This window comes from Pseudomonas sp. H1_A03 (genome assembly GCF_054685145.1).
Window position 1 is genome coordinate 3,851,869 of the sequence record NZ_CP162829.1, and the last position, 26,720, is coordinate 3,878,588.

Sequence of the window (26,720 nt, forward strand, 5' to 3'; positions counted from 1 at the left end):
GCCACCTTGCGGTGGCCTTTCCTACGGTTTAATCGGATCAGTTGGTATAGATCGGCCCTACGCCGAGGCCCCAGACAATCACGGTAAACGCCATGATCGCCACCAGTACCACTAGGCCTACGGCCAGCACCGAGCTGGAAAACAGGAAACCCTCATCCGGGTCGATGTTCATGAAGGTCGGCAGCCCCACGTACAGCAGGTACACCGTGTAGCAAATCGCCGCCGTGCCCACGACCATGCCCAGCCACATATGTGGGTAGAGCGCCGCCAGCCCGCCGATAAACAGCGGCGTGGCGGTGTAGGTGGCAAACGCCACGCAGCGCGCCATGCTGGGGTTGGCGTCGTAGGTACGCGCCATCCAGTGGATGAACGCGCCCATCACCGCCACACCGCCAAGCATGGCGGCGTAGGACATGAGCGTCATCCACAGGGCGCTTTCCTGGGTCAGCATCACTGGCGAGCGGTTGCCGATGACCCAGCCAACCTGGGTGGTACCGATAAAGGCTGATACGGCGGGGATCGCCGCGAGAATCAGTGTGTGAGTGAGGTACATGTGGCTGATGCTTTCTTCTTTATCGCCACGAATTTCCCGCCATTCCTGGTCGGGATGGGTAAAAAGCCCCACGACGTGATGGATCATGCCGGTCACTCCTGTCGTTATTGCCATCGCCCCCCCATCGGAGCGCCCACGGGCCAAATGGCCTCAAAGGTCCCGGATAGCTGTGCGACCTCTAGTCGCAGTATAGGAAGAGATGCCCGGAATAACTGTAGGGCCTTTAGAGCAAATTGCGCTGTAAACATTGGGCTTAATCGCGGTGAGGTCTGTCAGGCGCCACTCGGTCGACTGTGGGAGCTGGCTTGCCTGCGATGGCGACCTGTCAGAAACCGATACGTTAACTGGCCCACCGCTATCGCAGGCAAGCCAGCTCCCACATTGGAACTCGGTCGCTCATAACGGTAAAATACCCGGCTTTTCGTCACACACCTCCAGCGGATCCAAGCGCCATGGGCACTCTTACGGTCAACCAGAACAAACTGCAAAAACGCCTGCGTCGCCTGGCCGGTGAAGCGGTCGCCGATTTCAACATGATCGAGGACGGCGACAAGGTCATGGTCTGCCTCTCCGGCGGCAAAGACAGCTACACCTTGCTTGATGTGCTGCTGCACCTGCAAAAGGTCGCGCCGATCACGTTTGAGATCGTTGCCGTCAACATGGACCAGAAACAACCGGGCTTCCCCGAGCATGTGCTGCCGGCCTACCTCAAGGCGTTGGGCGTCGATTACCACATCGTCGAAAAAGACACCTATTCGGTGGTCAAGGAACTGATCCCGGAAGGCAAGACCACCTGCTCGCTGTGCTCGCGCCTGCGCCGTGGCACGCTGTACACCTTCGCCGATGAGATCGGCGCGACCAAGATGGCCCTGGGTCATCATCGCGATGACATCGTCGAAACCTTCTTCCTCAATATGTTCTTCAATGGCTCGCTCAAAGCCATGCCACCCAAGCTGCGCGCCGATGACGGGCGCAACGTGGTAATCCGCCCGCTGGCGTATTGCAACGAGAAGGACATCCAGGCCTACTCCGACCTCAAGCAATTCCCGATCATCCCGTGCAACCTGTGTGGCTCCCAGGAAAACCTGCAGCGCCAGGTGGTCAAGGAGATGCTGCTGGACTGGGAGCGCAAGACGCCCGGTCGCACCGAAAGTATCTTCCGCAGCCTGCAGAACGTGCAGCCGTCGCAGTTGGCCGACCGCAGCCTGTTCGACTTCACCAGCCTGAAAATTGATGAGAGCGCCGCTTCGCGCTTCGTTAATGTTGTGAACCTCTGAGCCTGTTCAATGCTCTGACACACGGCGCTCGCGGGCGCCGTTTTCAATTCGAATCCCAGGAGAGGGCATGCGCGATTACAAGTGGCTGCACGAATATTGTCTGAACCGCTTCGGTTCGGCGGCCGAGCTGGAAGCCCACCTGCCTGTACCCAAGACCCCGGCGCAGTTACGCAAGATCAGTGATGACCGCTACCTGTCGACATTGGCGCTGCGGGTATTTCGCGCGGGTTTGAAGCACAGCGTGGTAGACGCCAAGTGGCCGGCGTTCGAGCAAGTGTTCTTCGGCTTCGATCCGGAAAAAGTCGTGCTGATGGGCGCCGAACACCTGGAGCGGTTGATGCAGGACACGCGGATCATCCGCCACCTGGGCAAGCTCAAGAGCGTGCCGCGCAATGCGCAGATGATCCTCGACATTGAGCAGGAGAAAGGCAGCTTTGGTGCGTTTGTCGCCGATTGGCCGGTGACCGATATCGTTGGGCTGTGGAAGTACCTGAGCAAGCACGGCCACCAACTGGGCGGGCTGTCAGCGCCGCGCTTTTTGCGCATGGTGGGCAAGGACACGTTTGTGCCGAGTTATGACGTGGTCGCGGCGTTGAACGCGCAGAAAATCGTCGACAAGGCGCCGACCAGCCTGCGCGACCTGGCGGCGGTGCAGGGGGCGTTCAACCAGTGGCATGCCGAGAGCGGGCGTCCGATGTGCCAGTTGTCGATGATGTTGGCCTATACGGTGAATCATTGAGACCGAGGTGAGGCCATCGCAGGCAAGCCAGCTCCCACAGGGGAATGCATTCCAAATGTGGGAGCTGGCTTGCCTGCGATAGCGGACGTCAGGCTGGCAAAGGACCTGCTGCCAGGCGGCGATTCAACTGATGCCGCCACCGCACATAAAGCAACGCCGTACAAAACACCGCCAGACTCGCCAGCATCTCCAACACCCCGAACCACTGCCGGTTCGGGTCGTACGCCGCCAGCGCGCCTTTGATGAAATACAGGTTCACCACAAAACACATCCACGAATGCCCGCGCGCGCTGCCTTGCAGCATGCCGGGCGCCAGCACCAGCAGCGGCACCAGTTCGATCAGCAGGATCACCCACGGCCGCGCGCCGTGCAGGTCGGCGACGAACAGGTAGTAAACGCAGAGCAGCCCCACCAAGCCAAAAAACGCTAGCAGGCTCAGCGTGCGCGCCACCTTGACCCGTGGCGCCAGCCACGCCTCGGAGGGCAGGACCTTAGGCTTCCTGGCCACGGCCGTTCTCCAGCAACCTAGCGGTTTTAGCCAGGCGCAGGCCCAAGGCGCGGCACAGGGTGATTTCGTGTTGATCGAGCATGCGCTTGCCGTCAGGCCCGGCATGGTGGCTGGCGCCATAAGGCGTGCCGCCGCCTTGGGTGTCGAGCAATGCCTGTTCGCTGTAGGGCAGGCCGGTGATCAACATACCGTGGTGCAACAGCGGCAACAGCATCGACATCAGGGTGGTTTCCTGGCCGCCATGCAGGCTGGCGGTGGAGGTAAACACCCCGGCCGGCTTGCCGACGAGGGCGCCGGTGAGCCACAGGTTGCTGGTGCCGTCGATAAAGTACTTGAGCGGCGCGGCCATGTTGCCGAAGCGGGTTGGGCTGCCCAGGGCCAGGCCCGAGCAGTTTTTCAGGTCATCGAGGCTGGCATACAGTGCGCCTTCGTCCGGAATGCTCGGCGCGACGGCTTCGCACTCGGTGGAGATCGCCGGCACGGTGCGCAGTCGGGCCTCCATTGCGCCTTGTTCGATGCCCCGGGCAATGTGCCGGGCCATTTCGCTGACCGAGCCGTTACGGCTGTAGTACAAGACCAGCACATACGGGGCACTCACGGCAGGATCTCCAGCACGTTCTCTGGCGGACGGCCAATGATGGCTTTATCGGTGGTTTCGAGGATCGGGCGTTCCATCAACTTTGGATGCTCGGCGATGGCGGCGATCAATTGCGCTTCGCTGAGGCTGGCGTCGGCCAGGTTGAGGGTCTTGTATTCGTCTTCACCGGTGCGCAGCAGTTGGCGCGCGCTGATGCCCAGCTTGCCGAGCAGTGCTTTCAGCTGCGCGGCGTTCAGCGGGGTTTCCAGATAGCGCACCACGGTCGGGGTGAGGCCGCGGGCTTCGAGCAATTCCAGCGCACCGCGGGATTTCGAGCAGCGCGGGTTGTGATAAAGCGTCAGATCGGTCATGTGCGGGTCGCATCTTGCGTAAGGTGGCGGGTATTCTACCCGCGCTGCGGCCCGTCCTTAAACCGTAAGAGGCGATAGGTCGCAGTCAACGTTCATTTTTGCGAAGGATTACCCCATGACTAGGCGACTGATCGGTGCATTGGCGATCATCACAACCCTGCTGCTCAGCGGCTGCGGTAATGACTACGGCGTTGACCAGTATGGCCAGAAAGTGGCGGCCGAACGCTTGGACAAACAGTGGCTGGTGGTCAATTACTGGGCCGAATGGTGTGGCCCGTGCCGCACGGAAATTCCTGAGCTCAATGCCTTGGCCGAACAGCTGAAGGCGCAGAACGTAGGGGTGTTCGGGGTCAATTTCGACAACGTGCAGGGTGAAGAGCTGAAAGCCGCCAGTGACAAACTGGGCATCAAGTTCACCGTGCTGGCGCAGAACCCGGAGGGGATTTTTGATATCCCGCGCAGCGAAGCGTTGCCGGTGACCTACATCATTGATGACAAGGGCAAGGTGCGCGAGCAGCTGATGGGTGAGCAGACGGCGGAAGGGGTGTTGGCTAAGCTCAAGGCTTTACGCGGCTGATTTGGTAGGCGCTGGCTTGCCTGCGATACAGGCGACTCAATGTGTCTGTGGTACCGAGTCGATGTGATCGCAGGCAAGCCAGCTCCCACAGAAAAGCCAATCCGCAGTGAAATCAGCCTTCGTCCAGCCACAGGCGAATCGGCTTGCCCTCGGCCGGCCAGAAGCGCGTTTGGTCAATCGGTGAGATATCCCAGCGCTGCACCCCCTGCAGGGCCTGGAAGAAGCGGTGTTCCTGCTCCATCAAGGCTTCGGCGCACAGCTTGCGGGTGCTGCCGATCTTGCCGAAGCTGATCTTGTCGCCTTCGACGGTGTACGGCGCAAACCAGTGGTTGCAACCGCCATTGCCGTAGGCGCGGCCATCGGTGCCGAGGGTGACGGTCAGGTGCGCGTAATCCATCAACGGCCGCTCACCAATCCATTCCACCACGTAGCTATGATCCCGCTTGAGCTTGACCGCGTCCCCGGCGCAACCCGTCAGGGCCGCCCCGAGGGCGGCGAGCAAGAGCAGGCCTCTCATTGCGCGGCCTTTTGGCATTTCGGGCAGCGGTGCTTGTCGCCTTCGCTGGCCCAGCCCAACTCGGCAATGCGCGCGTTGGCGGCCGGTTGCAGGGGTTCTTTGGTCAGCTTGGTTTCCACCGCAAACTCGAACTCCAGCACCGCATCGCAGCTGTCGCAGTTGACCTTCCAGGTGTGAATCTCCAACTCGCCGAATTTCGGCCCCTGGGCCATGGCGACCCATTGGCCGGCCGGGCGGATGGAGTAGCGTGCGTCACCTTCGACGGTAAGGCGCATCGACAGGGTTTTACTGCCACGCAGGGTGACGATCAGCACGTCGCCATGCTTGATCGAACCACCGTTGCCAGTCACCTGGTAACGGCCCGGCACCAGGGCGCGGCATTCGATCAGGGTGTGTTGCGGGCTCAGCAAGCTGAAGCGGAAATCGTGTTCGGCCATGGATCCTCCAAATAGGCGCGGCATCCTATCACGGGTGCTGGCCTATCATGAGCCTGGTATGTGACCGCTGATCATCCTTCGACAAGGTTCTGCGCCCGGCCATCGGCCCATGCGGCAATGTTGGCCAAGGTGGTGCCGGCGATGGCCGCCAGGGCTTCGCGGGTAAGAAATGCCTGGTGCGCGGTGATGATCACATTGGGAAAGGTCAGCAGACGCGCGAGTACGTCGTCTTGCAGGGGCAGGTCGGAGCGGTCCTCGAAAAACAGCTGCGCTTCCTCCTCATACACATCCAGCCCGAGGTAGCCGAGTTGGCCCTCCTTGAGTGCCTCGATCAGCGCCGGGGTGTCGACCAACCCCCCGCGACCGGTGTTGATCAGCATCGCACCCGGCTGCATCTGTGCCAGCGAGCAGGCGTTGATCAAGTGTTTACTGTCGGCGGTCAGCGGGCAGTGCAGGCTGATGATCTGCGCTTGGGCCAGCAACTCAGGCAGGCTCACGTAGCGCGCCCCCAAGGCCAGGACCTGCGGGTTTGGGAAGGGGTCGTAGGCGAGCAGTTGGCAACCGAAACCGGCCATTATCTTGGCGAACGTCGCGCCGATCTGCCCGGTGCCGACCACGCCGACGGTCTTGCCCACCAGGTCGAAACCGGTGAGGCCATGCAGGCTGAAGTCGCCGTCGCGGGTGCGATTGTAGGCGCGATGCAGGCGGCGGTTGAGGGCGAGGATCAGTGCGACCGCATGTTCGGCCACCGCGTGGGGCGAGTAGGCCGGCACGCGCACGATGGTCAGGCCCAGGCGCTTGGCGGCGGCCAGGTCCACATGGTTGTAGCCCGCCGAGCGCAGGGCGATCAACCGCGTACCGCCCTTGGCCAAGTGCTCCAGCACCGCGGCGCTGAGGTCGTCATTGATGAAGGCGCACACCACTTCGTGATGCTCGGCCAGGGCCACGGTGTCGAGGTTGAGCCGTGCAGGCTGGAATTGCAGCTCCAGGCCGGGTGGCAGCGGTTCGCCGAGAAAACTGTCGCGGTCGTAGGTCTGGCTACTGAAAAGAATGACGCGCATTGGAATGCTCCCTGCACTAACTGACTGACTGAATAAATACATAAACCCTGTGGGAGCTGGCTTGCCTGCGATTACGGCCTGTCAGGCGACGGGGGTTTGGAAAGACCCAAAAGTAAGCGGCCAGCGTGGTTGACGGGGCGCCTGAGATTAAGATCAAAAGCAGATCCAAAGCGGAGCATTAGGCATTGACCCTTGCTTCACTCGCCAGCCGGGCAATCGCCATGTCCAGTTCGTCCAGCGCGTGCAGGGCCTTGGCGTCGTCCTGTTTGAGCAGGGTCTCGGCGCGGTGGCAGGCGGCACGCAGTTGCGGTACGCCGCAGTAACGGGTTGCGCCGTGCAGGCGGTGCACACGTTCGATCAGGGCGTTGTTGTCATTGGCTTCGCGGGCGATGGTGATGGCCAGGCGGTCGGCTTCCAGGGAGGCCAGCAACATGGCGAGCATGTCCGCCGCCAGGTCAGCCTTGCCGGCGGCCAGGCGCAGGCCCTCTTCATGGTCGAGCACCGGCAATTTCACGCCAGGGCCGAGGCCGTCCGTTGGGCGTTCCGGGCCTTGGTTACGCAGGGCCAGGCCGGTCCATTTCAACACCACTTGGGCCAGTTGCCGTTCGCTGATGGGTTTGGTCAGGTAGTCGTCCATGCCGCTTTGCAGCAAGGCGCGCTTTTCGTTGGCCATGGCGTGGGCGGTGAGGGCGACCACCGGCAATGGCGTGCCGCTGCGCTCGCTTTCCCACTGGCGGATCGCCTCGGTGCTTTGGCGGCCGTCCATGCCAGGCATTTGCACGTCCATCAGCACCAGGTCGAAAGTGTCCTGTTTCACGGCGTCGACGGCCGCATACCCGCTTTCCACTGCACGCACCCGCGCGCCCATGTCTTCCAGCAGGGTTTGGACCAGCAGCAGGTTCGCCGGGTTGTCATCCACGCACAATACGCGCGGCGCCCGGCTGGACAGCGGCTCGCCCGGTTCGCTGCGCGATGGTCGCGGGCTGATCAGGTCGGACAGCGCGCGGCGCAGCTTGCGCGTACACGCCGGCTTGGCCTGCAATTGGCTATTGGGGTTGGGTACGGACTGGTTGAACAGCATCTGTTCAGTGGTGGGGCACAGCACCAGCACCTTGCAGCCCAGGTGCTCAAGGTCCCATAGATGCTGGTTGAGGCGCTCGGGCGGGATGTCATTGGCGGTTACGCCAAGTACCGCCAGGTCAATCGCCTGATCGGTCTGATGGGCACTGGTGATGCCGTTGGTCAGGCTTTCCAGACTGTTGAACGGGGTAACTTCCAGGCCGCAGTCTTCCAACTGATGTTGCAGCGCCTGGCGCGCCAGTTCATGGTTTTCCAGCACCGCCACGCGACGGCCGAGCAGCGGCGCGCAAGGCAAATCCTCGACATCGTCACGGGTCTTGGGCAGGTTCAGGCTGATCCAGAACTCCGAACCTTCGCCCGGCGTACTGTCGACGCCGATTTCACCGCCCATCTGCTCGATCAGGCGCTTGGAAATCACCAGGCCCAACCCGGTGCCGCCGGGCTGGCGCGACAGTGAGTTATCGGCCTGGCTGAACGCCTGGAACAACGCGCGCACGTCTTGGCTGGACAGGCCGATGCCGGTGTCCTGCACGCTGATGCGCAGTTGCACGCTGTCTTCCTGCTCGTCCTCGATCATCGCCCTGGCCACGATGGTGCCTTCACGGGTGAACTTGATCGCGTTGCTGATCAGGTTGGTCAGGATCTGCTTCAGGCGCAGCGGGTCCCCGACCAGCGCCAGCGGCGTGTCGCGGTAGACGAGGCTGACCAGCTCCAGCTGTTTGGCATGGGCGGCGGGAGCGAGGATGGTCAGGGTGTCCTGCAGCAAGTCGCGCAGGTTGAACGGGATGCTGTCGAGCACCAGCTTGCCGGCTTCGATTTTCGAAAAATCGAGGATCTCGTTGATGATGCCCAGCAGGTTGTCGGCAGACTTTTCGATGGTGCCCAGGTAATCGAGCTGGCGTGGGGTCAGTTCGCTTTTTTGCAGCAGGTGAGTAAAGCCGAGGATACCGTTGAGCGGCGTGCGGATCTCATGGCTCATGTTGGCCAGGAACTCCGACTTGATGCGGCTGGCCTCCAGGGCTTCCTTGCGCGCCAGGTCCAGCTCGATGTTCTGGATCTCGATGGTTTCCAGGTTCTGGCGCACGTCTTCGGTGGCCTGGTCGATGCTGTGTTGCAGTTCTTCCTGGGCGTTCTGCAGGGTCTCGGCCATGCGGTTGATGCCCGACGCGAGCTGGTCCAGCTCCTGGCTGCCCAACGCAGGCAAGCGGGTTTGCAGGTTGCCGTCCTTGAGTTGGGCCACCGCCTGCTTGATCTGGCCGATTGGCGAGTTGATCGTGCGGCTGATGCGCAAAGCCAATGCCGCGGTGCAGATCAAGCCGATGGCGATCAGCAGCAGGCTGGCGAACAGGCTGCGGTAGCCGCGCAGCAACATGCCGTTGTGGGAGAGTTCCACCTCGACCCAGCCCAGCAGGCGGTCGGCTTCATCCGGGATCAGGTCGCCCGCAAGGTTGCGATGACGACCAAACACCGGCAGCAGGTAGCGGGTGGCGTCATTGCCGGTGCGCTGCAACAAATGGGAACTGTTGCCGATGGGCGCCTGGTTGAGCATGGTCGGGCCCGCATGGGCCAGGGAGATGCGGTCCGGACTGAGGAACGCCACGGTGCGCACGTCCGGCTGCTCCAGGGATTGAGTGGCGATGCGCTCCAGCAGGTCGGTGTTGCGGGCGCTCAGGGCCGGCGCCACCAGCGGAGCCAATTGCTCGGCGATCATTTCGCCGCGTTGCAGCAATTGGGTCTGCAGTTCCGAGAGCTGCATCCAGGTGAAGTAGCCCCCCAGCAACGAGGCCATCAGGCTGGTCGGTAATAAGGTCAGCAACAGTACGCGGCCTTTTATCCCCATTCTTGTCAGCACGCTACTCTCCTGCTACCACATTGATATCTATGATCGGCACGGGCATCCGGCCCGCGCCACCTGCGCAGTGTAGCCATTTGCGCGGCGTGGAATCTTGCAAATTAATGACATACGGCAATCTTGAAGTCATTTGGCGCCCGGTGGCGATTGCCTGCGGCAAGGCAATCTTGAATAATCGGCCATTGAGAATGACTTGCAGATACTAATGAATCCCGCATCAATCGGCCTGCCCAGTATCCTGACCATCGAAGATGACCCCCGTGCTGGGCGCCTATGTCCATGAGCACCTGGGGCGCTGTGGGTTCCAGGTGACCTGGTGCCAGAACGGCCAGCAGGGCCTGCAGATGGCGCGGGACAGTGAGCAAGACCTGGCGCAACTGCGCGAGCGGTTGGGGCGTGAGATCGACGCCATGCAGCGCCTAGTCGAAGACAGCCTGCAACTGGCCTGGCTGGACACCGAGCGCGCGCCGCTGCCCCAGGAGGATATCCAGCTTCAGGCGTTATGGGACATGTTGCGCGAAAACGCGTGTTTTGAAAGCGATTGGCCGGCGTCGCGCCTGCCTTGCCTGCTAGGCACGGAGTGCTCGGTACGGGGCAACCTGAATGCGTTGGCCCAGGCCCTGGAAAACATCCTGCGCAACGCTATTCGCCATTCGCCTGTGGGCGGCGTGGTCAGCCTGGATAGCCGGCGTGAAGGGGATTATTGGCATGTGTGGCTGGAGGATCAGGGCGGCGGGATCGATGACGGGGACCTGGAACGGATCTTCGCGCCCTTTACCCGCCTGGACGGTTCACGCCCCGGCGATGGTGGCTTCGGCCTGGGCTTGAGCATTGCCCGCAACGCCGTGCAACGCCAGGACGGCAGCCTGTGGGCGGAAAACACCGGGCAAGGGCTGCGCGTGCATTTGCGCTTGCGGGCTTGCTAAGCGCGGCGTTGTTTGCGCTTTTTCCACTGATGGGCAACCCACCAGCGCCAATAGCCCATGGTCAGGCAGTAGGCGAGGGCGCCCAGCACCAGTCCCAATACCACTGAACCGAGCAGGAACGGCTGCCACAACGTACTCAGTTGCCCGCTGATCCATTCCCAGGTCAGGTCATCGGGCAGGCTGCGGGGTGGCACGTTCATCAGCCAGGCGCCGGTCATGTAGGTGCAGATAAACACCACCGGCATGGTGATCGGGTTGGTCAGCCACACCAGGCTGACCGCGATGGGCATGTTGCCGCGCACGGTAATCGCCAGGACGGCCGCCAGCAGCATCTGCAAGGGAATCGGGATAAAGGCCGCGAACAAACCTACGGCCATCGCGCGCGCGACCGAGTGCCGGTTGAGGTGCCAGAGGTTCGGGTCATGCAGCAATGTGCCGAGAAACTGTAATGACTTGTGTTCCCTGATACTGCTGGGGTCAGGCATGTACCGTTTGAATAAGCGCCGTGGCATAAGGGGTCCAGGTCAGTTCGAGGGGCAAGTATGCCCGCATTCTATAAACAGAAAATTCAGACTTTGTGACAAAACATCATAGGCAATGTCGGACGCCCGGCTAAGACTGAGTGGATCACTTGAAAGGGATGATTCATGAGGACAGGGATGTTCGCGTTGGCGCTGGGGTTACTGGCCCTGCGTTTTTTACCGGCATTGCCGCCTGCGGGATGGCTGATCGCCTTGCTGGTGCTGGCGTTGATGCTGTTGCCGTTTCGCACTTACCCACTGGCGTTTTTCCTGCTGGGGCTGAGCTGGGCATGCATCAGTGCGCAGTGGGCGCTGGATGATCGCCTCAAGCCGACCCTGGACGGCCAGACACGTTGGGTGGAGGGGCGAGTCATTGGGCTGCCGCAGCAGACGGGCGAAGGGGTGCGTTTCGAATTGGCCGACAGCCGGTCGCGAAATGCCCGGTTGCCCAAACGCATCCGAGTGTCCTGGCGTGGCGGGCCGCCTGTGCACAGCGGTGAGCGCTGGCGCCTGGCAATCACCCTGAAGCGGCCGGCCGGTCTGCTGAATTTTCACGGATTTGACCAGGAAGCCTGGCTGCTCGCCCAACGTATTGGTGCCACGGGCACGGTGAAGGACGGCGAACGTCTGGCTGCGGCGCGCAGCGCCTGGCGGGATGGCGTGCGCCAGCGCTTGATGGCGGTGGATGCCTTTGGTCGGGAAGCAGGCCTGATCGCCCTGGTGCTGGGAGACGGCTCTGGATTGGCCGCCGCTGATTGGCAGGTGCTACAGGACACCGGCACTGTGCATCTGCTGGTTATATCCGGCCAGCACATCGGCATGCTGGCGGGCTTGATCTACGGGTTGATCGCCGGGTTGGCACGTTATGGGCTTTGGCCCCGAACCTGGCCGTGGCTGCCGTGGGCGTGTGGCCTGGCGTTCACGGCCGCGCTGAGTTACGGCTTGCTGGCCGGGTTTGGCGTGCCGGTGCAGCGCGCCTGTGTGATGGTGGGGCTGGTGTTGTTATGGCGGCTGCGCTTCCGGCACCTGGGGCTGTGGTGGCCGTTGCTGTTGGCACTCGATGGGGTGTTGGTCCTGGAGCCGTTGGCCAGTTTACAGTCGGGGTTCTGGTTGTCGTTTGCGGCGGTGGCAGTGCTGATCCTGGCGTTTGGTGGGCGGCTGGGGGCGTGGAGCGTGTGGCAGGCGTGGACCCGCCCCCAGTGGTTGATTGCCGTTGGATTGTTACCTGTCTTGCTGGTGCTGGGGTTGCCCATCAGCCTGAGTGCGCCGCTGGCCAATCTGGTTGCCGTGCCCTGGATCAGCCTGGTGGTGTTACCGCTGGCGTTGCTGGGGACAGCGTTGCTGCCGCTGCCGTTTATAGGGGAGGGAGTGCTATGGCTGGCGGGCGGTGCGTTGGATGGGTTGTTCAAGGGCTTGGCATGGCTTGCCGGACAACTGCCTGCCTGGATTCCGGCCGAGGTACCGCAGCGGTATTGGCTGCTGAGCCTGCTCGGTGCGCTGCTATTGCTATTACCCAAGGGCGTGCCATTTCGTGTGCTGGGCTTGCCGATGCTGTTGCTGGCGGTGTTTCCCCCGCGTGAACTGGTGCCCCATGGGCAAGTGGAGGTGGTGCAGTTGGACGTCGGCCAGGGGCAGTCGCTGATCTTGCGTACTCGCCATCACACCTTGCTCTACGACGCCGGCCCGCGCTCCGGAACCTTTGACCTGGGTGCGCGGGTGGTATTGCCGTCGCTGCAAAAACTCGGGGTAAAGGCGTTAGACATGATGTTGATCAGCCATGCCGATGCGGATCATGCCGGCGGCGCGGGGGCGATTGCCAAGGGGATGCCAATCAAACGCGTGGTGGGCGGGGAAACCGAGGGCCTGCCGGCGTTTCTCGGTACGCAGTCGTGCAACAGTGGCGAGCGATGGACCTGGGACGGTGTGACGTTCGAGCTGTGGCAGTGGCCGGACGCTATCAGTGGCAACCCGAAGTCCTGCGTGTTGCAGGTGCAGGCCAATGGTGAGCGCTTACTGTTGACCGGCGATATCGACCGCGCGGCGGAACAGGCAATGCTCGCCTCACCTCTGGCAGTGCCCACCGATTGGTTGCAGGCGCCACACCATGGCAGTCGCAGTTCTTCGTCCTGGGCGTTTGTGGAACACCTTGCCCCTCGTTCGGTGCTCATTTCACGAGGGCGCAGCAATGCGTTCGGCCATCCGCATCCGCAGGTGATGGCACGCTACCAGCGGTTGGGCAGCCAGGTCTATGACAGCGCCGAGCAGGGCGCCGTGCGCCTGCAACTGGGGGCATTTGCACCACCGGTTGTTGCGCGCAGTCAACGCAGGTTCTGGCGTGAACGGTTACCTTAGGCGCTTGTGGCCGCAGCCGATGGGGTCTGTGGTCGACGAACCTATATGGTAAAGTGGCGCACTTTTTCGAGGGGACATTCACTGTGTGGGAATTGGTCAAATCCGGCGGCTGGATGATGTTGCCGATCATCATGAGTTCTATCGCCGCACTCGGCATCGTCGCCGAACGCCTGTGGACCCTGCGCGCCAGTCGCGTCACCCCCGAGCACCTATTGGGGCAGGTCTGGGCCTGGATCAAGAACAAGCAACTGGACAAGGAAAAACTCAAGGAACTGCGCGCCAACTCCCCGTTGGGTGAAATCCTTGCCGCCGGCCTGGCCAACTCCAAGCATGGTCGCGAGATCATGAAAGAGTGCATCGAGGAGGCTGCCGCCCGTGTCATTCATGAACTGGAGCGCTACATCAATGCCCTCGGCACCATCGCTGCCATGGCGCCGTTGCTCGGTTTGCTGGGGACGGTGCTGGGCATGATCGATATTTTCAGCTCGTTCATGGGCTCCGGCATGACCACCAACGCGGCCGTATTGGCCGGTGGTATCTCCAAGGCGCTGATCACCACGGCAGCGGGCCTGATGGTCGGTATTCCTTCGGTATTCTTCCACCGTTTCCTGCAACGGCGCATCGATGAGCTGGTGGTCGGCATGGAGCAGGAAGCCATCAAGCTGGTGGAAGTCGTGCAGGGTGACCGTGACGTTGATCTGGTTGGGGACAAAGCGTGAAATTTCGCCGCAAGCAACGGGAAAATGTCGATATCAACCTCGCGTCGCTGATCGACGTGGTGTTTATCCTGCTGCTGTTTTTTGTCGTCACCACCACCTTTACCCGGCAAACCGAGCTGCGCGTTGACCTGCCGGAAGCCGTGAGCGGTTCGCCGGCCGAAGACCAGGAGGTCAAGCAACTGGACATCGCCATCAGCGCCGACGGGGTGTTTTCAGTGAATAACCAGTTGCTCGAAAAGAACGATCTCAACAGCCTGATGGAGGCCTTGCAGAAAGAGTCCGGCGGCGATACCAAGCTGCCGCTGTCGATCAGTGCCGATGGCAAGACCCAGCACCAGGCCGTGATCACTGCCATGGATGCCGCCGGCAAGCTCGGTTTCAGCCACCTGCGCATGACCACCGTCGAGGCAGCGAGCCAACCCTGATGGCCATGTCCGATCGTTTGCTTAAGGCCTGGTACGAGGGCCATCCGGCGCTCACGTTGCTGCGGCCGCTGGAATCCTTGTACCGCCGAGTGGTGCAGCGCAAGCGCGCACGTTTCCTCGCGGGTGAGGGCGAGATCTATCAGTCGCCGGTGCCCGTGGTGGTGGTCGGTAATATCACCGTGGGTGGCACCGGCAAGACCCCGTTGATCCTGTGGTTGATAGAGCACTGCCGACGCAGCGGCTTGCGCGTGGGGGTGGTCAGTCGGGGGTATGGGGCCAAGCCGCCGCAGTTGCCGTGGCGGGTTGAATCCAACCACAGTGCCGAAGTGGCGGGTGACGAACCCTTATTGATCGTGCAGCGCTGCGGCGTACCGTTAGTGATCGACCCCGATCGCAGCCGTGCGGTCAAGGCGCTGCTGGCCAGTGAAACCCTGGACCTGATCCTCTCCGACGATGGCCTGCAGCATTACCGCCTGGCCCGCGACCTTGAATTGGTGCTGATCGACGCCGCCCGTGGCCTGGGCAACCGCCGTTGCCTGCCGGCGGGGCCGTTGCGCGAACCCGTGGAGCGGCTGCAGAGTGTCGATGCGCTGTTGTATAACGGCGCCGCAAGCGACCGAGACGATGGTTTTGCCTTTCGCTTACAGCCTTCCGCACTGGTCAATCTGAAGACCGGCGAGCGCCAGCCGGTCGATCACTTTGCGGCGGGCCAGCAGGTGCATGCGGTCGCCGGTATCGGCAACCCGCAGCGTTTCTTCAACACCCTCGAAACGCTACACTGGCAGCCGATACCCCATGCGTTTGCCGACCACGCGCCGTACAGCGCCGAAGTCCTGAATTTTTCACCGTCATTGCCGCTGGTCATGACCGAAAAGGACGCGGTGAAGTGCCGCGCCTTTGCCCAGCCCGACTGGTGGTACCTTGCGGTGGATGCGCTGCCGTCGCCGGCGTTTGTCGCCTGGTTCGACACGCAGCTGATGCGCCTGTTGCCTGCCCGTCTCTTGCCTTAAATCGCTTCTTTCCAGGAAACACTCATGGACACCAAACTGCTCGATATCCTCGCTTGCCCGATCTGCAAAGGCCCGCTCAAGCTCAGCGCCGACAAAACCGAGCTGATCAGCAAAGGCGCCGGCCTGGCTTACCCGATCCGTGATGGCATCCCGGTAATGCTGGAAAGCGAAGCCCGCACCCTGACCACCGATGAGCGCTTGGATAAATGACCACAGCCTTTACCGTTGTCATTCCCTCCCGCTACGCGTCGACCCGCTTGCCGGGCAAGCCGCTGCAACTGATCGGCGACAAGCCGATGATCCAGTTGGTGTGGGAACAGGCCTGCAAAAGCAGCGCTGAGCGCGTGGTGGTGGCCACCGATGATCCACGCATCATCGAAGCCTGCAAAGGCTTCGGCGCTGAGGCCGTGCTGACTCGCGAAGACCATAACTCCGGCACCGACCGCCTGGCCGAAGTGGCCACTAAACTCGGCCTGGCACCTGATGCCATCGTGGTCAACGTGCAAGGTGACGAGCCGTTGATTCCGCCGAGCGTGATCGACCAAGTGGCCGCCAACCTGGCCGCCCATGGCGAGGCGCGCATGGCGACCCTGGCCGAACCGATTGAAGACATCGACACCTTGTTCAATCCGAACGTGGTGAAAGTGGTCAGCGACATCAATGGCCTGGCGCTGACGTTCAGCCGTTCGACCTTGCCGTGGGCGCGCGATGCTTTCGCCAAGCACCCCGACGTATTGCCGGAAGGCGTGCCGTATCGCCGTCATATCGGCATCTATGCCTACCGTGCCGGTTTCCTGCATGACTTCGTCAGTTGGGGCCCGTGCTGGCTGGAAAACACCGAATCGCTGGAGCAGCTGCGTGCCTTGTGGCACGGCGTGCGCATTCATGTGGGCGATGCGCTGGAAGCGCCGCCGGCGGGTGTCGACACTCCGGAAGACCTTGAGCGCGTCCGTCGCCTGCTGGGGGGCCTGATGGAGGTCTTGTTTGTCTGCCTGGGCAATATCTGTCGCTCGCCCACCGCAGAAGGCGTGCTGCGCCATAAATTGCGCGAAGCGGGTTTGGCAGGGCAGGTCGAGGTCGCGTCCGCCGGTACGGGTGAATGGCATATTGGCAACCCACCGGATAAGCGCAGCCAACGTGCGGCGCTGGTGCGCGGCTATGACTTGTCGGCCCAGCGGGCCCAGCAGGTCTCCCGCGCCGACTTTGCGCGCTATGACCTGATCCTGGCCATGGACCACAGCAACCTGCGCAACCTCAAGGCCATGCAGCCGGGCCAGGGCACAGCGGAGCTGGACCTGTTCCTGCGCCGCTACGACGGCGAAGTGGACGAAGTGCCAGACCCTTATTACGAAGGTGAACAAGGCTTCGAGCGGGTCCTGGACCTGATCGAACGCGCCTGTGATTTATTGGTGATCGAATTGAAGGGGCGGTTATGACCTTGCAGGTGCTCTCACAGGTATCGCTCAAGCCCTTCAATAGCTTTGGCATCGACGTACGCGCCCAGTTGTTCGCCGAGGCTCACGGCGACGATGACGTCCGCGAGGCCCTGGCTTATTCAGCCGCACATGCGGTGCCACTGCTGGTGATCGGTGGTGGCAGCAACTTGCTGCTGACCCAGGACATTCCTGCGCTGGTCTTGCGCATGGCGACCCAAGGCATCCGCGTGGTCCACGATGACGGCACGCAGGTGGTGGTCGAGGCGCAAGCGGGCGAAGCCTGGCACCCCTTCGTGCTATGGACCCTGGAACAGGGTTTCTGCGGCCTGGAAAATCTCAGCCTCATCCCCGGTACTGTTGGCGCAGCACCGATGCAGAACATCGGCGCCTACGGCGTGGAGATCAAGGACGTATTCGCCGGGCTGACCGCCCTGGATCGCCACACCGGCGAACTGCGCGAATTCAGCCTGGAAGAATGCAACTTTGCCTACCGTGACAGCCTGTTCAAGCACGAAACCGGCCGCTGGCTGATCCTGCGGGTGCGCTTCGCCCTGAGCCGCACCAGCCACCTGAAACTTGACTACGGCCCGGTGCAGCAGCGCCTGGCGGGGCAGGGGATCACTGAAGCGACGCCGAGTGACGTCAGCCGTGCGATCTGCAGCATCCGCCGCGAAAAACTGCCGGACCCGGCAGAGCTTGGCAATGCGGGAAGCTTCTTCAAGAACCCATTGGTGTCCCAGGTGTTGGCAGCTGAGCTGCAGGCGCTGTACCCGGACCTGGTGGCTTATCCGCAGCCCGATGGGCAGATGAAGCTCGCGGCCGGTTGGCTGATCGACAAGGCTGGCTGGAAAGGCTTTCGTGAGGGGGATGCAGGTGTGCACAAACTGCAGGCGCTGGTGTTGGTCAACTATGGCGGTGCCTCGGGGCACGATATTGCCAACCTGGCTCAGCGGATCCAGCAGGATATTGCGCAGCGTTTCAAGGTTGATCTGGAGATGGAACCCAACAAATACTGAAACCGGCTCTTAACAGCCTAAAAACAAAAATGCCCCGTATCTTTCGATACGGGGCATTTTTATTGCGTTAACTAATCAATCGTCGCGGCTCATGATGCCGAAGATCTGCAACAGGCTGATAAACAGGTTGTAGATCGACACATACAGGCTCACGGTCGCCATGATGTAGTTACGCTCACCGCCGTGGATGATGGCGCTGGTCTGGAACAGGATGCACACCGAGGAGAACAGCACAAAACCCGCGCTGATCGCCAGTTGCAGGCCACTGATCTGGAAGAACATACCTGCAACCACAGCCGCCAGCAGCACAAAGAAGCCTGCGGTGATGAAGCCACCCAGGAAGCTCATGTCCTTGCGGGTGATCAGCACGTAGGCCGACAGACCACCAAACACCAGGGCCGTCATGGCAAACGCCGAGCTGACCACTTCCGCACCGCCGGCCATGCCGAGGTAACGGTTGAGGATCGGGCCGAGGATAAAGCCCATGAAACCGGTCAAGGCAAACGCCGACACCAAGCCCCAGGCCGAGTCGCGCAGCTTGTTGGTCAGGAAGAACAGCCCGTAGAAGCCGATCAGCACGACAAAGATGTTCGGGTAGCCGACGCGCATCTGCTGAGCCACAAACGCCATTACGCCGCTGAATGCGAGGGTAAGGGCGAGCAAGCCATAGGTGTTGCGCAACACGCGGCTGACTTCAAGCTGCTCAGCCTGCGCGTTGCCATTCACTGCGTAATTCTGTTCGCGCATGGCGACACTCCTTCGGTTTTGAAACGTTCAGTCGCAAAGATCATAACAGACGCTCTGTAACAAGCGATGCCGAGAGTTTGACAGTGTGTTTCATTCGGGTATTATGGCGCCCGCTGAGACAGGATGGGCTACTATAATCCTGTGATGCACAAGGGAAATTGGCAGAGTGGTTGAATGCACCGGTCTTGAAAACCGGCGGACGTTAATAGCGTCTCCAGGGTTCGAATCCCTGGTTTCCCGCCAAGATTCACACGAAAGCCTCGCGAAAGCGGGGCTTTTGTGTTTCTGGGGTTTGGTAAAGCTATCAGCGTACAGGCTGATAGTTTCCGCATCCTTTCAGGCGGTTTCCGCAACTCGTTGCAAATTGCGGTCAGCGAGTCGGCTTCACGATCTCCCCAACGCGTCGATATACGGTCTCGGTTATCCGCTTATCTGTGTGTCCCAGGAGCCGGCTTGCATCTCCTAGGTCGAGGATCTCGCTTGCGGCCTTGGGGCGGATGTCGCGGAACTGGAACTTTCGAATGCTGGTTGCCAACACTCATCAATACAGGTCGACGTGGGCGTGTGCCGAACGGTGCGCAGGATCGCCAAGCACTGTACGAAAGAGCTCTGAAGGTGCTGCCATGACGCCCGTGAATTGCCTGGCGTCGATCCTGCTGGCGATGGTGGTCAGCGCTGGTGGAACTTGGCGCGTACAGGATTGGCGTTATAGGGAAAAGCTGGCTGGCATTGGCGAGGCCCAAGCGCTTGCTATCATCGAGGCTGGCAATGTGGCCCGGAAAGAAGAACAGCGCCGTCAGGCTCAAGTTAATAAGGAAGCAAGCGATGCGCGAGAACAGAACAACGTCAGGTGATTTTCGCGCTCACCACCCTCTGTCGGGGGACACGCGCATCCGAAGAGAGTTACCGCAGTCAGTAGGCAGGTTGCAGCAGCGCGAACAAGAGCAAAGGACATGAGGGTGGGCTTCCTTGCGAGTAAAAATTTGCTCACCAACACCGGCAATGTGCCACTTTTTCAGGCTTTAGAGAGCGTCCCTGACAACCCAAACTACTAGAGTCGCTATGGGGCGTGATATCGTTTTGCCTCTATTGGTGGAGGCAGCAGATGAACGTCAAAAACTGGCAGGGATGGGAGCCTGAGTGGTTAAAGCTCACGGAACACTATAAGAGCGCACCTGTTGTCCCCGGGGCATATATTATTTGCGCAGACAGGGCGCTCAATCGCGCGATAGGCGTGGATGAGAACGGAATATTGACCATTGGAGAGTCAGATAATCTTAGGCGCCGCCTCTCTGCATTTGTTCGATGCGCAAAAAATCCTGGAGCAGCCGGGCATATGGCTGGCTGGCGTTTCAACTATGCGGCGTTTGAGAAAGTCTTCCCTCTAGAAACGCTTTGGGTGAGTTGGTATCCGACTTCTGATAAAGCGGCTGCGTACGCGAAGGAAGGGGAAATGCTGGCGTTGTATCTGGCTGAACATTACGAGCTGCCTCCGCTGAATTACAAGTTCAATTGGCCAAGGATTGAAGAGTAACGGCACTCGCTTTGCTCACTAGCCCGGTGGTCGGCTGTCGGTATGCCGCAGTAAGCGACTGGCTCCGTGCAAACCCAGAATTTTGCTGGCTGTTATCGGACGAATACCGTGGTAGCGATTGGGTATAGGTTGATGTATTACTACGCAAACTAATTTGAAGGATCAAAGCAATGCGTTTTTTGATTGGCTCATTGATGTTGCTCACCTCTGCTGTAGCGCTCGGCGATGAAGCCCAAATGAAGCAGTGGGAAAAGATGGATCGCTGCTCGAATGCGGCCTTTATCGCGGTACAGATCCTGGAGGAAAGCGCGGACACCTCCAAGCAGGCGCTGGCGCTACATGGAGCGGTAGAAGGGCTCAAAACCAACACAACGTTGAAAGAAGCTACACCCACTGGAAATGAAGTCAGGGGTGCCTACAACTTTGCTCTCCGGATTTCTTACGGGATGCCTCGGCCCTTCGCGAAGCGTGAGCATGATTGGCTCATTGCCCAAGCTGCGACTTCGTGCACTTTATGGGTTCAAAGCGTTAGCGCCCAGTAATCATAGCGAGTGGATGGCTGGCGCTTCCTTGAGTCAGCATCGAGGGTGTGCGTCATTGGTAATACCTACGCTGCACCCCTGGAGCCTGCTGGATGAATCCTCAAAGCCCACCTCGCCATGTCGCAACGACTCAAGTCGCGCCAGGCACTCAAGCCCCTGTCGTCCACCCACCTATTTGGCATAGTGGTCCGGATTTACCGATCATTGGCAGCACGGGTTCGGGCATTTTGGGTTTCTGCTTTGCGCTGCTTATGTTGTTGCCGGCTTTTGGCCTGGCGATATTGCTTCTTCTCGGACTTGGCGCGATGCAGGATGTGCCGTCCAGCGATGAGTCGAGTTTTACGACGTCGTCGCTCATCCTGTTCCTGCTTGGTTTTGTTGTGCTCATGGGGCTGGTCTTCGGGTGGTTTTTCTCTGCGCCTAGCGTGCAAGCCTTCACGTTTGACGAAGGTCAGCAACTGCTTACCCTCACGGTCACCCGTCGCGGCCGTAAACCCTCCGAATTGCGCGTGCCGTTTAGCGACATCCTTTATATCTGCCCCTACCAGCTCGCCATGTTTGATCGCGATGGCCATTTTAGCGTTGTGTATAAGGGGCCGAAGGACAAAGTGTTCGAATACCGATTTGCTGAGGGTACTTCTCTGGAAGAAATCGAATTTCATTCGGCGTGGTTGCGAGGAATAATTGGCGAACGGATGCATGAACTACTGAATCTGGACAAATGAACGAAGCACGTGGGTAATTGCACTCCACCTGACCACACATTTGCATTCGACTTGACCAGTCATTTGCATCGGGTTTGACCAGTACACTGGGTGGCCCTAACTGGCAGAAATCGGCCAGAAGCAGCCTTTCATGATCGGCTGTTAGCCACCTGTAACCTCGCGCTGCACCCGGATCGCGACCCATCGTCCGGCTTTGCGAAATGTCAGGCAAGCCATACCATACCTTCACGTCATCAAAGGCTAATGGAATGGCACTACAACTCAGACAAGCACGTGTTACCGATCTTCCGGCCATCTACAGAGGCGAGGAGAGCTATATCCGCTGTTGGGAGCCCGAGCATGAAGCATCGTGGCGAGCCCAACTGGAACGGCACCTGACGCGTTGGGTAGAGAATTTTGAACGTCTGAACGTCGCGTTCATGGGTAATGCCTTCGCAGGTTACTCGCTCTGGAATACCTGAGCAGAGTTACGCAGAACTTTGCACTATCCATGTAAGTCCAGAACATCGGCGTAGCGGGGTGGGACTTGCCCTCTTGGAAGCCTATGCACTGGACGCGGCACGGCACGGATTTACGCAGTTGCGGTTGAGTGTGCGACCTGATAACCCCGCGAAGAGGATGTACGAGAAGGCGGGGTTTTTATGCACCGGTACCGGTGCCCATGATTACCTGACGTATAAGCGCCAAGCGTGAGGGGTGTTCGGTGCGGGTCCGCTTCTGGCCCAAAACAGTCACGATGTATTTCGTAAATCGTTGGGCAATGCTGTGGCTTGCCTTCATTCGACAGGATGCTTGGGAGGGCAAAAACGGTTCCCAAACTCAAAACGCCCCCCTGCAGAATGCGGTCTGTAGACTGACCGGTTGCCATGAGTAATGGAACGCCGACGGCCTTCAGGGCGTCGGCCCGCTTGAATTTGCCTATCGGTCTTGAAAACTGGCGGATGTTAATAGCGTCTCCAGGGTTCGAATCCCTGGTTTCCCGCCAAGATTCAAACGAAAGCCTCGCGAAAGCGGGGCTTTTGTGTTTCTGGGGTTTGGTGGCGGAACACGGTTTTTCGTAGGCGTTCCGAAACGTTGCCTATTTGAAAGGCTTGGCGATTGCACCTATTGCATGAGTCGCCTCATCTTGCCCTGCGATCCGAACACGGCACAATGAGGGTGCATGCTCAGCTTGGACCCACCGCAATTGTCCCGTTAAATCTGTGGCTTTTCTGACGAGCTTTTACTCGTCATCTCTTTGTTTTTTTACTATTATCACTCACCTGCGCACTCAAGGAAGAGAGGCTGAGCGCCTTGAGTCTGGTAGAAAATTTATACTCGATCATCGAGTGAGTTATTACTTTTACCCAGAACCTAACGACTCAGCCAACCATAATTACGTCTTGGTGAAACCGATGTATAAACTGTGTGGCATCGCTGTAGTGGTAGGACTTGCCCTCTCTGGATGCGCTACGAAAACGCCAGAAAAATCTAACGTGACTCCACCTCCTGCCGTCGTCCAGGAAGCCCCCCCTGAAGTCGCGCCTTCGACACCACCTAATTGGACTGTGCGATATGAGGCTGCACCTGCGGGCGCCAGTGCTGACTCCCACGTCCCTGCCTCTGCGGAAGCTGCTCAGTCAGAATCAGAAACAGACTTAAATCAAAATCGCGCAGAGCAATGCCGTAAAGAACTGGACGTTTTGAAGGTTTACAACAAAGCGTCTTACGTTAAATACGAGGCGGAGTACCAAGCCATTGCTGCCAAGACCGCTAAATATATGGAAATCAAAGACTCATTAGGTCCTGACTTGAACTACATGGTTATGCCCGCTTATCAATTTCAAATTCGTGAGTTCTGCTTCCGCGTTAAGACCCGTCTATCGGAACTTGTGCTTCGCCAAGCCAAATAGCCTCGTGCATGATGGTCAGCAAGCGGTTCTTCACCCGTAAGGCTGAAAAGCCCTTTGATTTATCCAAGACCATAAAAGCCAATGCCCCGACTCGTCGGGGCATTGGCTCTTTACCGACGCGGGTTGCGAGACCCTACGCTACGGTGTACTTCATATCTTCACTCACTCGCAACCCGCAGCCTCTTCACCCGATACATCTCCCCATCCGCATGACTCAACAGCGTATCCGCATCCTCTCCATCCTCCGGATAAAACGCCACGCCGACGCTGCAAGACGGCATTTTCACTCCGCCAAACTCGGCTCCCAGTGGCTCAGCCATGACCGCAAGTATCTGCGCCACCTTCCCGGCAACCGCATCCGGCGACTGGATATCCGTGATCAGTACCGTGAATTCATCACCGCCCATCCGGGCCACTAGATCTCCTTCGCGCGCACAGCGCTCTAGCCGTCGTGCAATCACACAGAGCACGCGATCGCCCATGGCATGACCATGCACATCGTTGATGCACTTGAAGTCGTTGATGTCCAGAAACAGCAACGCCAAGCTCCGGTCATGGCTCTGTGCACTTTGCAGCGCACTGTCGAGCCGATCGTTGAACAGCGATCGGTTGGTGAGGGCCGTCAGCGGGTCATGATGGGCGAGGAAGCGTAACTCTTCCTCGGCCTGGGTGAGCGCCGTTACGTCCCGCGCGACACCGATCCGCGCACCGACTTCTTTGGACCAGAAGGCCGCCCACAAAATGTGTACGACGCTGCCATCCTTGCGCAGATAACGGTTGCGGAAGTCGACGTGGGCTTGGCCATTCATGACCCGAACTATTGAAGCGCGGGTGCGCGCGAGGTCTTCAGGGTGCATGTAGTGGATGATCAGGGTGCCGATCAGCTCTTCGGCGCGGTAGCCGAGCAGTGACTCACAGGCGTCGCTCACGAAGACAATCTGGTTGTCGCTGTCGACGACGAATACCGTATCCAGCATCAAGTGGATCAGTTTTGGATAGAGCGCTTGTAGGTCAACGGGCATGGGGCATTGGGCGTCCGGTTCAGATGGCCTGATCATAGCCCGATCATGACGGGCGGCGGCGGGGAGTCCTGCGAGTTTTTAATACCGTTCATACTCGTCGAACCCCGGTTATTCAAAACAGGTGCTCACACATATGATCAGGCCCAGCGCCTCACTTGTTCGCTAAGCTGACCCGCCAAACGGCGTCTGCATTTATTGGCGCCTACTGCAAGCACGAGCCATGGCTCATCAATGGCGCTTGTTCTTATGCTTGTGCTTATTGTTGCCTTTGTGCTTTTTCCCGTCAGATCGATGATTGCTCTCATCATCCGCCAGGTTGTTGCCGAGCGCGCCACCTGCAGCGCCACCGAGACCCGCTCCGATAGTCGAACCAGTTGTGCCGCCCAGACGATTGCCTATAAGTGACCCACCCGCAGAGCCAACTCCGCCGCCTATCGCAGCTTCTGTCCTCTTACCCTTCTGGGCACCGACTGCTCCACCGGCGGCCCCCCCTAAGCCTGCGCCTACCGCTGCACCCGTTGAGCCGCCAAGCTGTTGGCCGACGATATTGCCAAGTGCACCACCAACGCCACCTCCAAGAGCGGCTGTACCATCACCGGCGGCTATCGCTCCTTGCGATATCAGAACACCCAACACCAGGGCGGGTAGTGTCATTTTCATTTTGTGAACCTCTATGGGCTGTCAGCAGGCGTTAATCTTTAAAGCACGCCTGGGATTAAAACAAAAGCTCGAAGTTCTGCGCGGGCGGCATATGGCAAGCATGCTGGCCCCCGACTCGCGAAATTAAATCTGACATTGAAACGCAGATGCCGACCTCACGAGCATAGACGGTGGAAGGCACTGGAAGTAGCGCCTGATAGCAACTCTCGCCGTCTCGCTATTCCACACTCACCATTTTTCGGTAAACCAGTATCTGGCGAGCTTCACTTGGTTTCTGAGGCCTGTCTGACCTTTGACACATACGTCCTCCAGTTCCTCGGCTGATTTTGGAGGCGCCTTCTTAAGGCTGGGCTTCAGGCCGTCCTTAAAGGTCGGTCCAAATTCTGGGCTGGCCTCTGAAAGGAATCGGATCGCCTTCGCGTAATCGTCTTCAAGGTCTTGCGGGAGAGTGCCACATGCGGCTTTTGTATGCTGGTAGACCTGCCCCCACATGAATCCCGATTTATCAGGCGTGCTCAGCTCCGAGTAAGTGTCTGCGGCAACACAGGTGCAGGAGAAAACCAGCGAGATTGCAGCCATGCAAATGTGCTTCTGGTTAATCAGCAAGCGCTTTCCATTGTCGTCACTCATTTACCTTTCCTGGTCCCGAAAAAACGAACGGCAAGCTTATACAAACACCGAGAAATAAACAGGCCGTTGCGGCGGTTCCACGGCCAAGGTTGTTACTGATGCCCGCCGAAACGTATGATCAGGCCGAGCGCCTCATCTGGTCGCTAAAGCCTCACCTTCTATAAAGGACATGAGCATGGAAAAGCACTTCGGTAATTCAGGCCTGTTCAAGGCTGCTTCGTCTCACTGCAACGAAACTCTGGGCAGCGGCATTGCCCACTGGGAGTTGAAGAATATTGCGTTGAATACGAAGGAGTTTTTGATATGTCCAAAGAACTACTCGGAGTTTCTGCTCTAGGGTTGATGATCATCGGTGAGTTTTGTGCAATCTACAGTGAGGTGGTGACCGCCAAGTTGGCTCAAGCGGGCGACGGCTCATGGCACGCTTTCATCATGCCTGTTGTGTTGATGTGCTTTGCCGGGCTTTGTCTGCTGGGGGCTTATTGGCTGGGGTATCTTGCGGTCGGTGACATTTGGGTGGTGACGGTTGTGTCCGTTACCTCCTTATTGCTGCTGGAGCCTATCGTAATCTGGGCGCTGTTTCAGGAGTTCCCCGGTCGAGGCGCATTGATCGGGTTTTGCCTGGGCGCCTTAGGTATGTTGTCCACGATCTTGCTATAGCTGCACGCTCTGGCCCGGCAATCGACTGTCGGGCCAGATGATGGCTTATAGCTGGCAATACCTCTCACTGCCGCAACTGCAGCTGAATGTGAAGGCAGTCACACGCCGCTCAACAAAAAAGCTGAGCCACCGAAAGCAGGCAAATCACCTGAACAACCATTTGAGCGCGAATTGGATGTTTCATTGCCGTCTCCCTCATGTACAGCTGCTGGTGAGTATGCCGGGGCGATATAGAAAAACGCGCCAAGCCGTTCAAAGGTTGAAATGCCACCCTGGATCGCCAACAACACACGCAGCTGTTGCAAACAGTATAGAGCCTAAAAAAATTCTTCACGTTTGAGCCCGTTCACCGGC

At 59.5% G+C, this 26,720-nt stretch carries 30 protein-coding genes, 1 tRNA gene and 3 pseudogenes; 20 read left to right on the forward strand and 14 right to left on the reverse strand.

What is annotated here, in order from left to right; all coding sequences use genetic code 11:
* Window positions 1-37: 37 nt before the first annotated feature.
* Entirely contained in the window at window positions 38-640 is a 603-nt protein-coding gene (locus tag AB4O35_RS17840) for a Yip1 family protein (RefSeq protein ID WP_065872086.1), read from the reverse strand.
* Between the two features lie 365 nt (window positions 641-1,005).
* Between AB4O35_RS17840 and ttcA the strand changes: the two genes are divergently transcribed.
* Both ttcA and AB4O35_RS17850 read left to right on the forward strand, forming a co-directional pair.
* The gene (ttcA, locus tag AB4O35_RS17845; protein ID WP_065890778.1) at window positions 1,006-1,830 is read left to right on the forward strand and encodes a tRNA 2-thiocytidine(32) synthetase TtcA; all 825 of its coding nucleotides are present in this window, start codon (window positions 1,006-1,008) and stop codon (window positions 1,828-1,830) included.
* A 67-nt stretch (window positions 1,831-1,897) separates the two neighbouring features.
* Window positions 1,898-2,569, forward strand: coding sequence for a DNA-3-methyladenine glycosylase I (locus AB4O35_RS17850; RefSeq protein WP_065872088.1), 672 nt, complete (start codon window positions 1,898-1,900; stop codon window positions 2,567-2,569).
* A gap of 88 nt (window positions 2,570-2,657) precedes the next feature.
* Here the strand turns inward: AB4O35_RS17850 and AB4O35_RS17855 are convergent, their stop codons facing one another.
* From AB4O35_RS17855 to arsC, 3 genes are read right to left on the reverse strand one after another with little or no spacing between them, the layout of a single operon-like run.
* Complete coding sequence (locus AB4O35_RS17855) at window positions 2,658-3,077, reverse strand: DUF2069 domain-containing protein (RefSeq protein ID WP_065872089.1); 420 nt, start codon at window positions 3,075-3,077, stop codon at window positions 2,658-2,660.
* Window positions 3,061-3,675 carry an NAD(P)H:quinone oxidoreductase gene (wrbA, locus tag AB4O35_RS17860; RefSeq protein ID WP_065872090.1) on the reverse strand — a complete coding sequence of 205 codons (615 nt, stop codon included), beginning with the start codon at window positions 3,673-3,675 and terminating at the stop codon, window positions 3,061-3,063. Before wrbA ends, AB4O35_RS17855 begins: the two co-directional genes overlap by 17 nt.
* The gene (gene arsC, locus AB4O35_RS17865) at window positions 3,672-4,025 is read right to left on the reverse strand and encodes an arsenate reductase (glutaredoxin) (RefSeq protein WP_065872091.1); all 354 of its coding nucleotides are present in this window, start codon (window positions 4,023-4,025) and stop codon (window positions 3,672-3,674) included. Before arsC ends, wrbA begins: the two co-directional genes overlap by 4 nt.
* A gap of 115 nt (window positions 4,026-4,140) precedes the next feature.
* Between arsC and AB4O35_RS17870 the strand changes: the two genes are divergently transcribed.
* Entirely contained in the window at window positions 4,141-4,602 is a 462-nt protein-coding gene (locus AB4O35_RS17870; protein WP_049712698.1) for a TlpA disulfide reductase family protein, read from the forward strand.
* A gap of 112 nt (window positions 4,603-4,714) precedes the next feature.
* Here the strand turns inward: AB4O35_RS17870 and AB4O35_RS17875 are convergent, their stop codons facing one another.
* From AB4O35_RS17875 to AB4O35_RS17890, 4 genes are all read right to left on the reverse strand, one after another.
* Window positions 4,715-5,119 carry an META domain-containing protein gene (locus tag AB4O35_RS17875; RefSeq protein ID WP_065872092.1) on the reverse strand — a complete coding sequence of 135 codons (405 nt, stop codon included), beginning with the start codon at window positions 5,117-5,119 and terminating at the stop codon, window positions 4,715-4,717.
* Complete coding sequence (locus AB4O35_RS17880; protein ID WP_065872093.1) at window positions 5,116-5,556, reverse strand: hypothetical protein; 441 nt, start codon at window positions 5,554-5,556, stop codon at window positions 5,116-5,118. The genes AB4O35_RS17875 and AB4O35_RS17880 overlap by 4 nt, the downstream gene beginning before the upstream one ends.
* Window positions 5,557-5,627: 71 nt before the next feature.
* Window positions 5,628-6,617 carry a 2-hydroxyacid dehydrogenase gene (locus AB4O35_RS17885; protein ID WP_065881913.1) on the reverse strand — a complete coding sequence of 330 codons (990 nt, stop codon included), beginning with the start codon at window positions 6,615-6,617 and terminating at the stop codon, window positions 5,628-5,630.
* A gap of 178 nt (window positions 6,618-6,795) precedes the next feature.
* On the reverse strand, window positions 6,796-9,549 hold the full coding sequence (locus AB4O35_RS17890) for a response regulator (protein ID WP_065881915.1): 2,754 nt from the start codon (window positions 9,547-9,549) through the stop codon (window positions 6,796-6,798).
* 338 nt (window positions 9,550-9,887) lie between these two features.
* On the opposite strand from AB4O35_RS17890, the pseudogene AB4O35_RS17895 reads away from it, so the two are divergent.
* A pseudogene (locus tag AB4O35_RS17895) lies at window positions 9,888-10,475 on the forward strand (sensor histidine kinase); the annotation flags it as partial.
* Here the strand turns inward: AB4O35_RS17895 and AB4O35_RS17900 are convergent.
* Window positions 10,472-10,987 carry a DUF2062 domain-containing protein gene (locus tag AB4O35_RS17900; RefSeq protein WP_012724913.1) on the reverse strand — a complete coding sequence of 172 codons (516 nt, stop codon included), beginning with the start codon at window positions 10,985-10,987 and terminating at the stop codon, window positions 10,472-10,474. The pseudogene AB4O35_RS17895 and the gene AB4O35_RS17900 overlap by 4 nt on opposite strands.
* A gap of 147 nt (window positions 10,988-11,134) precedes the next feature.
* Between AB4O35_RS17900 and AB4O35_RS17905 the strand changes: the two genes are divergently transcribed.
* The 8 genes and pseudogenes from AB4O35_RS17905 to murB all read left to right on the forward strand — a co-directional run bounded on the left by AB4O35_RS17905 (window position 11,135) and on the right by murB (window position 17,954).
* Window positions 11,135-13,348: a DNA internalization-related competence protein ComEC/Rec2 gene (locus AB4O35_RS17905; protein ID WP_065872096.1), complete on the forward strand. Its 2,214-nt coding sequence runs from the start codon at window positions 11,135-11,137 to the stop codon at window positions 13,346-13,348.
* 83 nt (window positions 13,349-13,431) lie between these two features.
* Window positions 13,432-14,067 (forward strand): MotA/TolQ/ExbB proton channel family protein, encoded by a 636-nt coding sequence (locus AB4O35_RS17910; RefSeq protein ID WP_065872097.1) that lies wholly within the window; start codon window positions 13,432-13,434, stop codon window positions 14,065-14,067.
* Window positions 14,064-14,492 (forward strand): ExbD/TolR family protein, encoded by a 429-nt coding sequence (locus tag AB4O35_RS17915; protein ID WP_065872098.1) that lies wholly within the window; start codon window positions 14,064-14,066, stop codon window positions 14,490-14,492. The genes AB4O35_RS17910 and AB4O35_RS17915 overlap by 4 nt, the downstream gene beginning before the upstream one ends.
* Complete coding sequence (lpxK, locus tag AB4O35_RS17920) at window positions 14,492-15,502, forward strand: tetraacyldisaccharide 4'-kinase (protein ID WP_065881920.1); 1,011 nt, start codon at window positions 14,492-14,494, stop codon at window positions 15,500-15,502. The genes AB4O35_RS17915 and lpxK overlap by 1 nt, the downstream gene beginning before the upstream one ends.
* A 24-nt stretch (window positions 15,503-15,526) precedes the next feature.
* Window positions 15,527-15,712: a Trm112 family protein gene (locus AB4O35_RS17925; protein ID WP_003174668.1), complete on the forward strand. Its 186-nt coding sequence runs from the start codon at window positions 15,527-15,529 to the stop codon at window positions 15,710-15,712.
* A pseudogene (gene kdsB, locus AB4O35_RS17930) lies at window positions 15,709-16,470 on the forward strand (3-deoxy-manno-octulosonate cytidylyltransferase); the annotation flags it as partial. The gene AB4O35_RS17925 and the pseudogene kdsB, both read left to right, overlap by 4 nt.
* Window positions 16,471-16,473: 3 nt before the next feature.
* Entirely contained in the window at window positions 16,474-16,938 is a 465-nt protein-coding gene (locus AB4O35_RS17935) for a low molecular weight protein-tyrosine-phosphatase (protein WP_065872101.1), read from the forward strand.
* Window positions 16,935-17,954, forward strand: a complete 1,020-nt coding sequence (gene murB, locus AB4O35_RS17940) for a UDP-N-acetylmuramate dehydrogenase (RefSeq protein WP_065872102.1) — start codon at window positions 16,935-16,937, stop codon at window positions 17,952-17,954. The genes AB4O35_RS17935 and murB overlap by 4 nt, the downstream gene beginning before the upstream one ends.
* A 75-nt stretch (window positions 17,955-18,029) precedes the next feature.
* On the opposite strand, the gene AB4O35_RS17945 is transcribed toward murB, so the two are convergent.
* Window positions 18,030-18,701, reverse strand: a complete 672-nt coding sequence (locus AB4O35_RS17945; protein ID WP_003174664.1) for a Bax inhibitor-1/YccA family protein — start codon at window positions 18,699-18,701, stop codon at window positions 18,030-18,032.
* A 152-nt stretch (window positions 18,702-18,853) separates the two neighbouring features.
* Between AB4O35_RS17945 and AB4O35_RS17950 the strand changes: the two genes are divergently transcribed.
* Window positions 18,854-18,944: transfer RNA gene (locus AB4O35_RS17950), tRNA-Ser, on the forward strand.
* Window positions 18,945-19,071: 127 nt separating this feature from the next.
* Here the strand turns inward: AB4O35_RS17950 and AB4O35_RS17955 are convergent.
* A pseudogene (locus tag AB4O35_RS17955) lies at window positions 19,072-19,236 on the reverse strand (integrase); the annotation flags it as partial.
* An 88-nt stretch (window positions 19,237-19,324) separates the two neighbouring features.
* On the opposite strand from AB4O35_RS17955, the gene AB4O35_RS17960 reads away from it, so the two are divergent.
* The 6 genes from AB4O35_RS17960 to AB4O35_RS17985 all read left to right on the forward strand — a co-directional run bounded on the left by AB4O35_RS17960 (window position 19,325) and on the right by AB4O35_RS17985 (window position 23,394).
* Window positions 19,325-19,555, forward strand: coding sequence for a hypothetical protein (locus AB4O35_RS17960; protein ID WP_460149160.1), 231 nt, complete (start codon window positions 19,325-19,327; stop codon window positions 19,553-19,555).
* Between the two features lie 251 nt (window positions 19,556-19,806).
* Entirely contained in the window at window positions 19,807-20,235 is a 429-nt protein-coding gene (locus tag AB4O35_RS17965; protein ID WP_065881926.1) for a hypothetical protein, read from the forward strand.
* 170 nt (window positions 20,236-20,405) lie between these two features.
* Entirely contained in the window at window positions 20,406-20,777 is a 372-nt protein-coding gene (locus AB4O35_RS17970) for a hypothetical protein (protein ID WP_256532873.1), read from the forward strand.
* Window positions 20,778-20,869: 92 nt separating this feature from the next.
* On the forward strand, window positions 20,870-21,502 hold the full coding sequence (locus AB4O35_RS17975; protein ID WP_065881928.1) for a hypothetical protein: 633 nt from the start codon (window positions 20,870-20,872) through the stop codon (window positions 21,500-21,502).
* 426 nt (window positions 21,503-21,928) lie between these two features.
* Window positions 21,929-22,195 carry a GNAT family N-acetyltransferase gene (locus tag AB4O35_RS17980; RefSeq protein WP_256532870.1) on the forward strand — a complete coding sequence of 89 codons (267 nt, stop codon included), beginning with the start codon at window positions 21,929-21,931 and terminating at the stop codon, window positions 22,193-22,195.
* Between the two features lie 701 nt (window positions 22,196-22,896).
* The gene (locus AB4O35_RS17985; protein WP_256532868.1) at window positions 22,897-23,394 is read left to right on the forward strand and encodes a hypothetical protein; all 498 of its coding nucleotides are present in this window, start codon (window positions 22,897-22,899) and stop codon (window positions 23,392-23,394) included.
* Window positions 23,395-23,552: 158 nt separating this feature from the next.
* Here the strand turns inward: AB4O35_RS17985 and AB4O35_RS17990 are convergent, their stop codons facing one another.
* The 3 genes from AB4O35_RS17990 to AB4O35_RS18000 all read right to left on the reverse strand — a co-directional run bounded on the left by AB4O35_RS17990 (window position 23,553) and on the right by AB4O35_RS18000 (window position 25,706).
* Complete coding sequence (locus AB4O35_RS17990) at window positions 23,553-24,416, reverse strand: sensor domain-containing diguanylate cyclase (protein WP_065872228.1); 864 nt, start codon at window positions 24,414-24,416, stop codon at window positions 23,553-23,555.
* A gap of 228 nt (window positions 24,417-24,644) precedes the next feature.
* Window positions 24,645-25,076, reverse strand: a complete 432-nt coding sequence (locus AB4O35_RS17995) for a glycine zipper domain-containing protein (RefSeq protein WP_065872107.1) — start codon at window positions 25,074-25,076, stop codon at window positions 24,645-24,647.
* Window positions 25,077-25,304: 228 nt separating this feature from the next.
* Window positions 25,305-25,706, reverse strand: a complete 402-nt coding sequence (locus AB4O35_RS18000; protein ID WP_065946311.1) for a hypothetical protein — start codon at window positions 25,704-25,706, stop codon at window positions 25,305-25,307.
* 342 nt (window positions 25,707-26,048) lie between these two features.
* On the opposite strand from AB4O35_RS18000, the gene AB4O35_RS18005 reads away from it, so the two are divergent.
* Entirely contained in the window at window positions 26,049-26,366 is a 318-nt protein-coding gene (locus AB4O35_RS18005) for a hypothetical protein (RefSeq protein WP_065882052.1), read from the forward strand.
* The last annotated feature ends 354 nt before the right edge of the window (window positions 26,367-26,720 follow it).

Coding starts and splice junctions, on each gene's coding strand:
- AB4O35_RS17840 (WP_065872086.1), bottom strand. CDS start 640: ATGATCCATCACGTCGTGGGGCTTTTTACCCATCCCGACCAGGAATGG.
- ttcA (WP_065890778.1), top strand. CDS start 1,006: ATGGGCACTCTTACGGTCAACCAGAACAAACTGCAAAAACGCCTGCGT.
- AB4O35_RS17850 (WP_065872088.1), top strand. CDS start 1,898: ATGCGCGATTACAAGTGGCTGCACGAATATTGTCTGAACCGCTTCGGT.
- arsC (WP_065872091.1), bottom strand. CDS start 4,025: ATGACCGATCTGACGCTTTATCACAACCCGCGCTGCTCGAAATCCCGC.
- AB4O35_RS17870 (WP_049712698.1), top strand. CDS start 4,141: ATGACTAGGCGACTGATCGGTGCATTGGCGATCATCACAACCCTGCTG.
- AB4O35_RS17875 (WP_065872092.1), bottom strand. CDS start 5,119: ATGAGAGGCCTGCTCTTGCTCGCCGCCCTCGGGGCGGCCCTGACGGGT.
- AB4O35_RS17880 (WP_065872093.1), bottom strand. CDS start 5,556: ATGGCCGAACACGATTTCCGCTTCAGCTTGCTGAGCCCGCAACACACC.
- AB4O35_RS17885 (WP_065881913.1), bottom strand. CDS start 6,617: ATGCGCGTCATTCTTTTCAGTAGCCAGACCTACGACCGCGACAGTTTT.
- AB4O35_RS17900 (WP_012724913.1), bottom strand. CDS start 10,987: ATGCCACGGCGCTTATTCAAACGGTACATGCCTGACCCCAGCAGTATC.
- AB4O35_RS17905 (WP_065872096.1), top strand. CDS start 11,135: ATGTTCGCGTTGGCGCTGGGGTTACTGGCCCTGCGTTTTTTACCGGCA.
- lpxK (WP_065881920.1), top strand. CDS start 14,492: ATGGCCATGTCCGATCGTTTGCTTAAGGCCTGGTACGAGGGCCATCCG.
- AB4O35_RS17925 (WP_003174668.1), top strand. CDS start 15,527: ATGGACACCAAACTGCTCGATATCCTCGCTTGCCCGATCTGCAAAGGC.
- AB4O35_RS17935 (WP_065872101.1), top strand. CDS start 16,474: ATGGAGGTCTTGTTTGTCTGCCTGGGCAATATCTGTCGCTCGCCCACC.
- murB (WP_065872102.1), top strand. CDS start 16,935: ATGACCTTGCAGGTGCTCTCACAGGTATCGCTCAAGCCCTTCAATAGC.
- AB4O35_RS17945 (WP_003174664.1), bottom strand. CDS start 18,701: ATGCGCGAACAGAATTACGCAGTGAATGGCAACGCGCAGGCTGAGCAG.
- AB4O35_RS17960 (WP_460149160.1), top strand. CDS start 19,325: ATGACGCCCGTGAATTGCCTGGCGTCGATCCTGCTGGCGATGGTGGTC.
- AB4O35_RS17965 (WP_065881926.1), top strand. CDS start 19,807: ATGAACGTCAAAAACTGGCAGGGATGGGAGCCTGAGTGGTTAAAGCTC.
- AB4O35_RS17970 (WP_256532873.1), top strand. CDS start 20,406: ATGCGTTTTTTGATTGGCTCATTGATGTTGCTCACCTCTGCTGTAGCG.
- AB4O35_RS17975 (WP_065881928.1), top strand. CDS start 20,870: ATGAATCCTCAAAGCCCACCTCGCCATGTCGCAACGACTCAAGTCGCG.
- AB4O35_RS17980 (WP_256532870.1), top strand. CDS start 21,929: ATGCCTTCGCAGGTTACTCGCTCTGGAATACCTGAGCAGAGTTACGCA.
- AB4O35_RS17985 (WP_256532868.1), top strand. CDS start 22,897: ATGTATAAACTGTGTGGCATCGCTGTAGTGGTAGGACTTGCCCTCTCT.
- AB4O35_RS17990 (WP_065872228.1), bottom strand. CDS start 24,416: ATGCCCGTTGACCTACAAGCGCTCTATCCAAAACTGATCCACTTGATG.
- AB4O35_RS17995 (WP_065872107.1), bottom strand. CDS start 25,076: ATGAAAATGACACTACCCGCCCTGGTGTTGGGTGTTCTGATATCGCAA.
- AB4O35_RS18000 (WP_065946311.1), bottom strand. CDS start 25,706: ATGAGTGACGACAATGGAAAGCGCTTGCTGATTAACCAGAAGCACATT.
- AB4O35_RS18005 (WP_065882052.1), top strand. CDS start 26,049: ATGATCATCGGTGAGTTTTGTGCAATCTACAGTGAGGTGGTGACCGCC.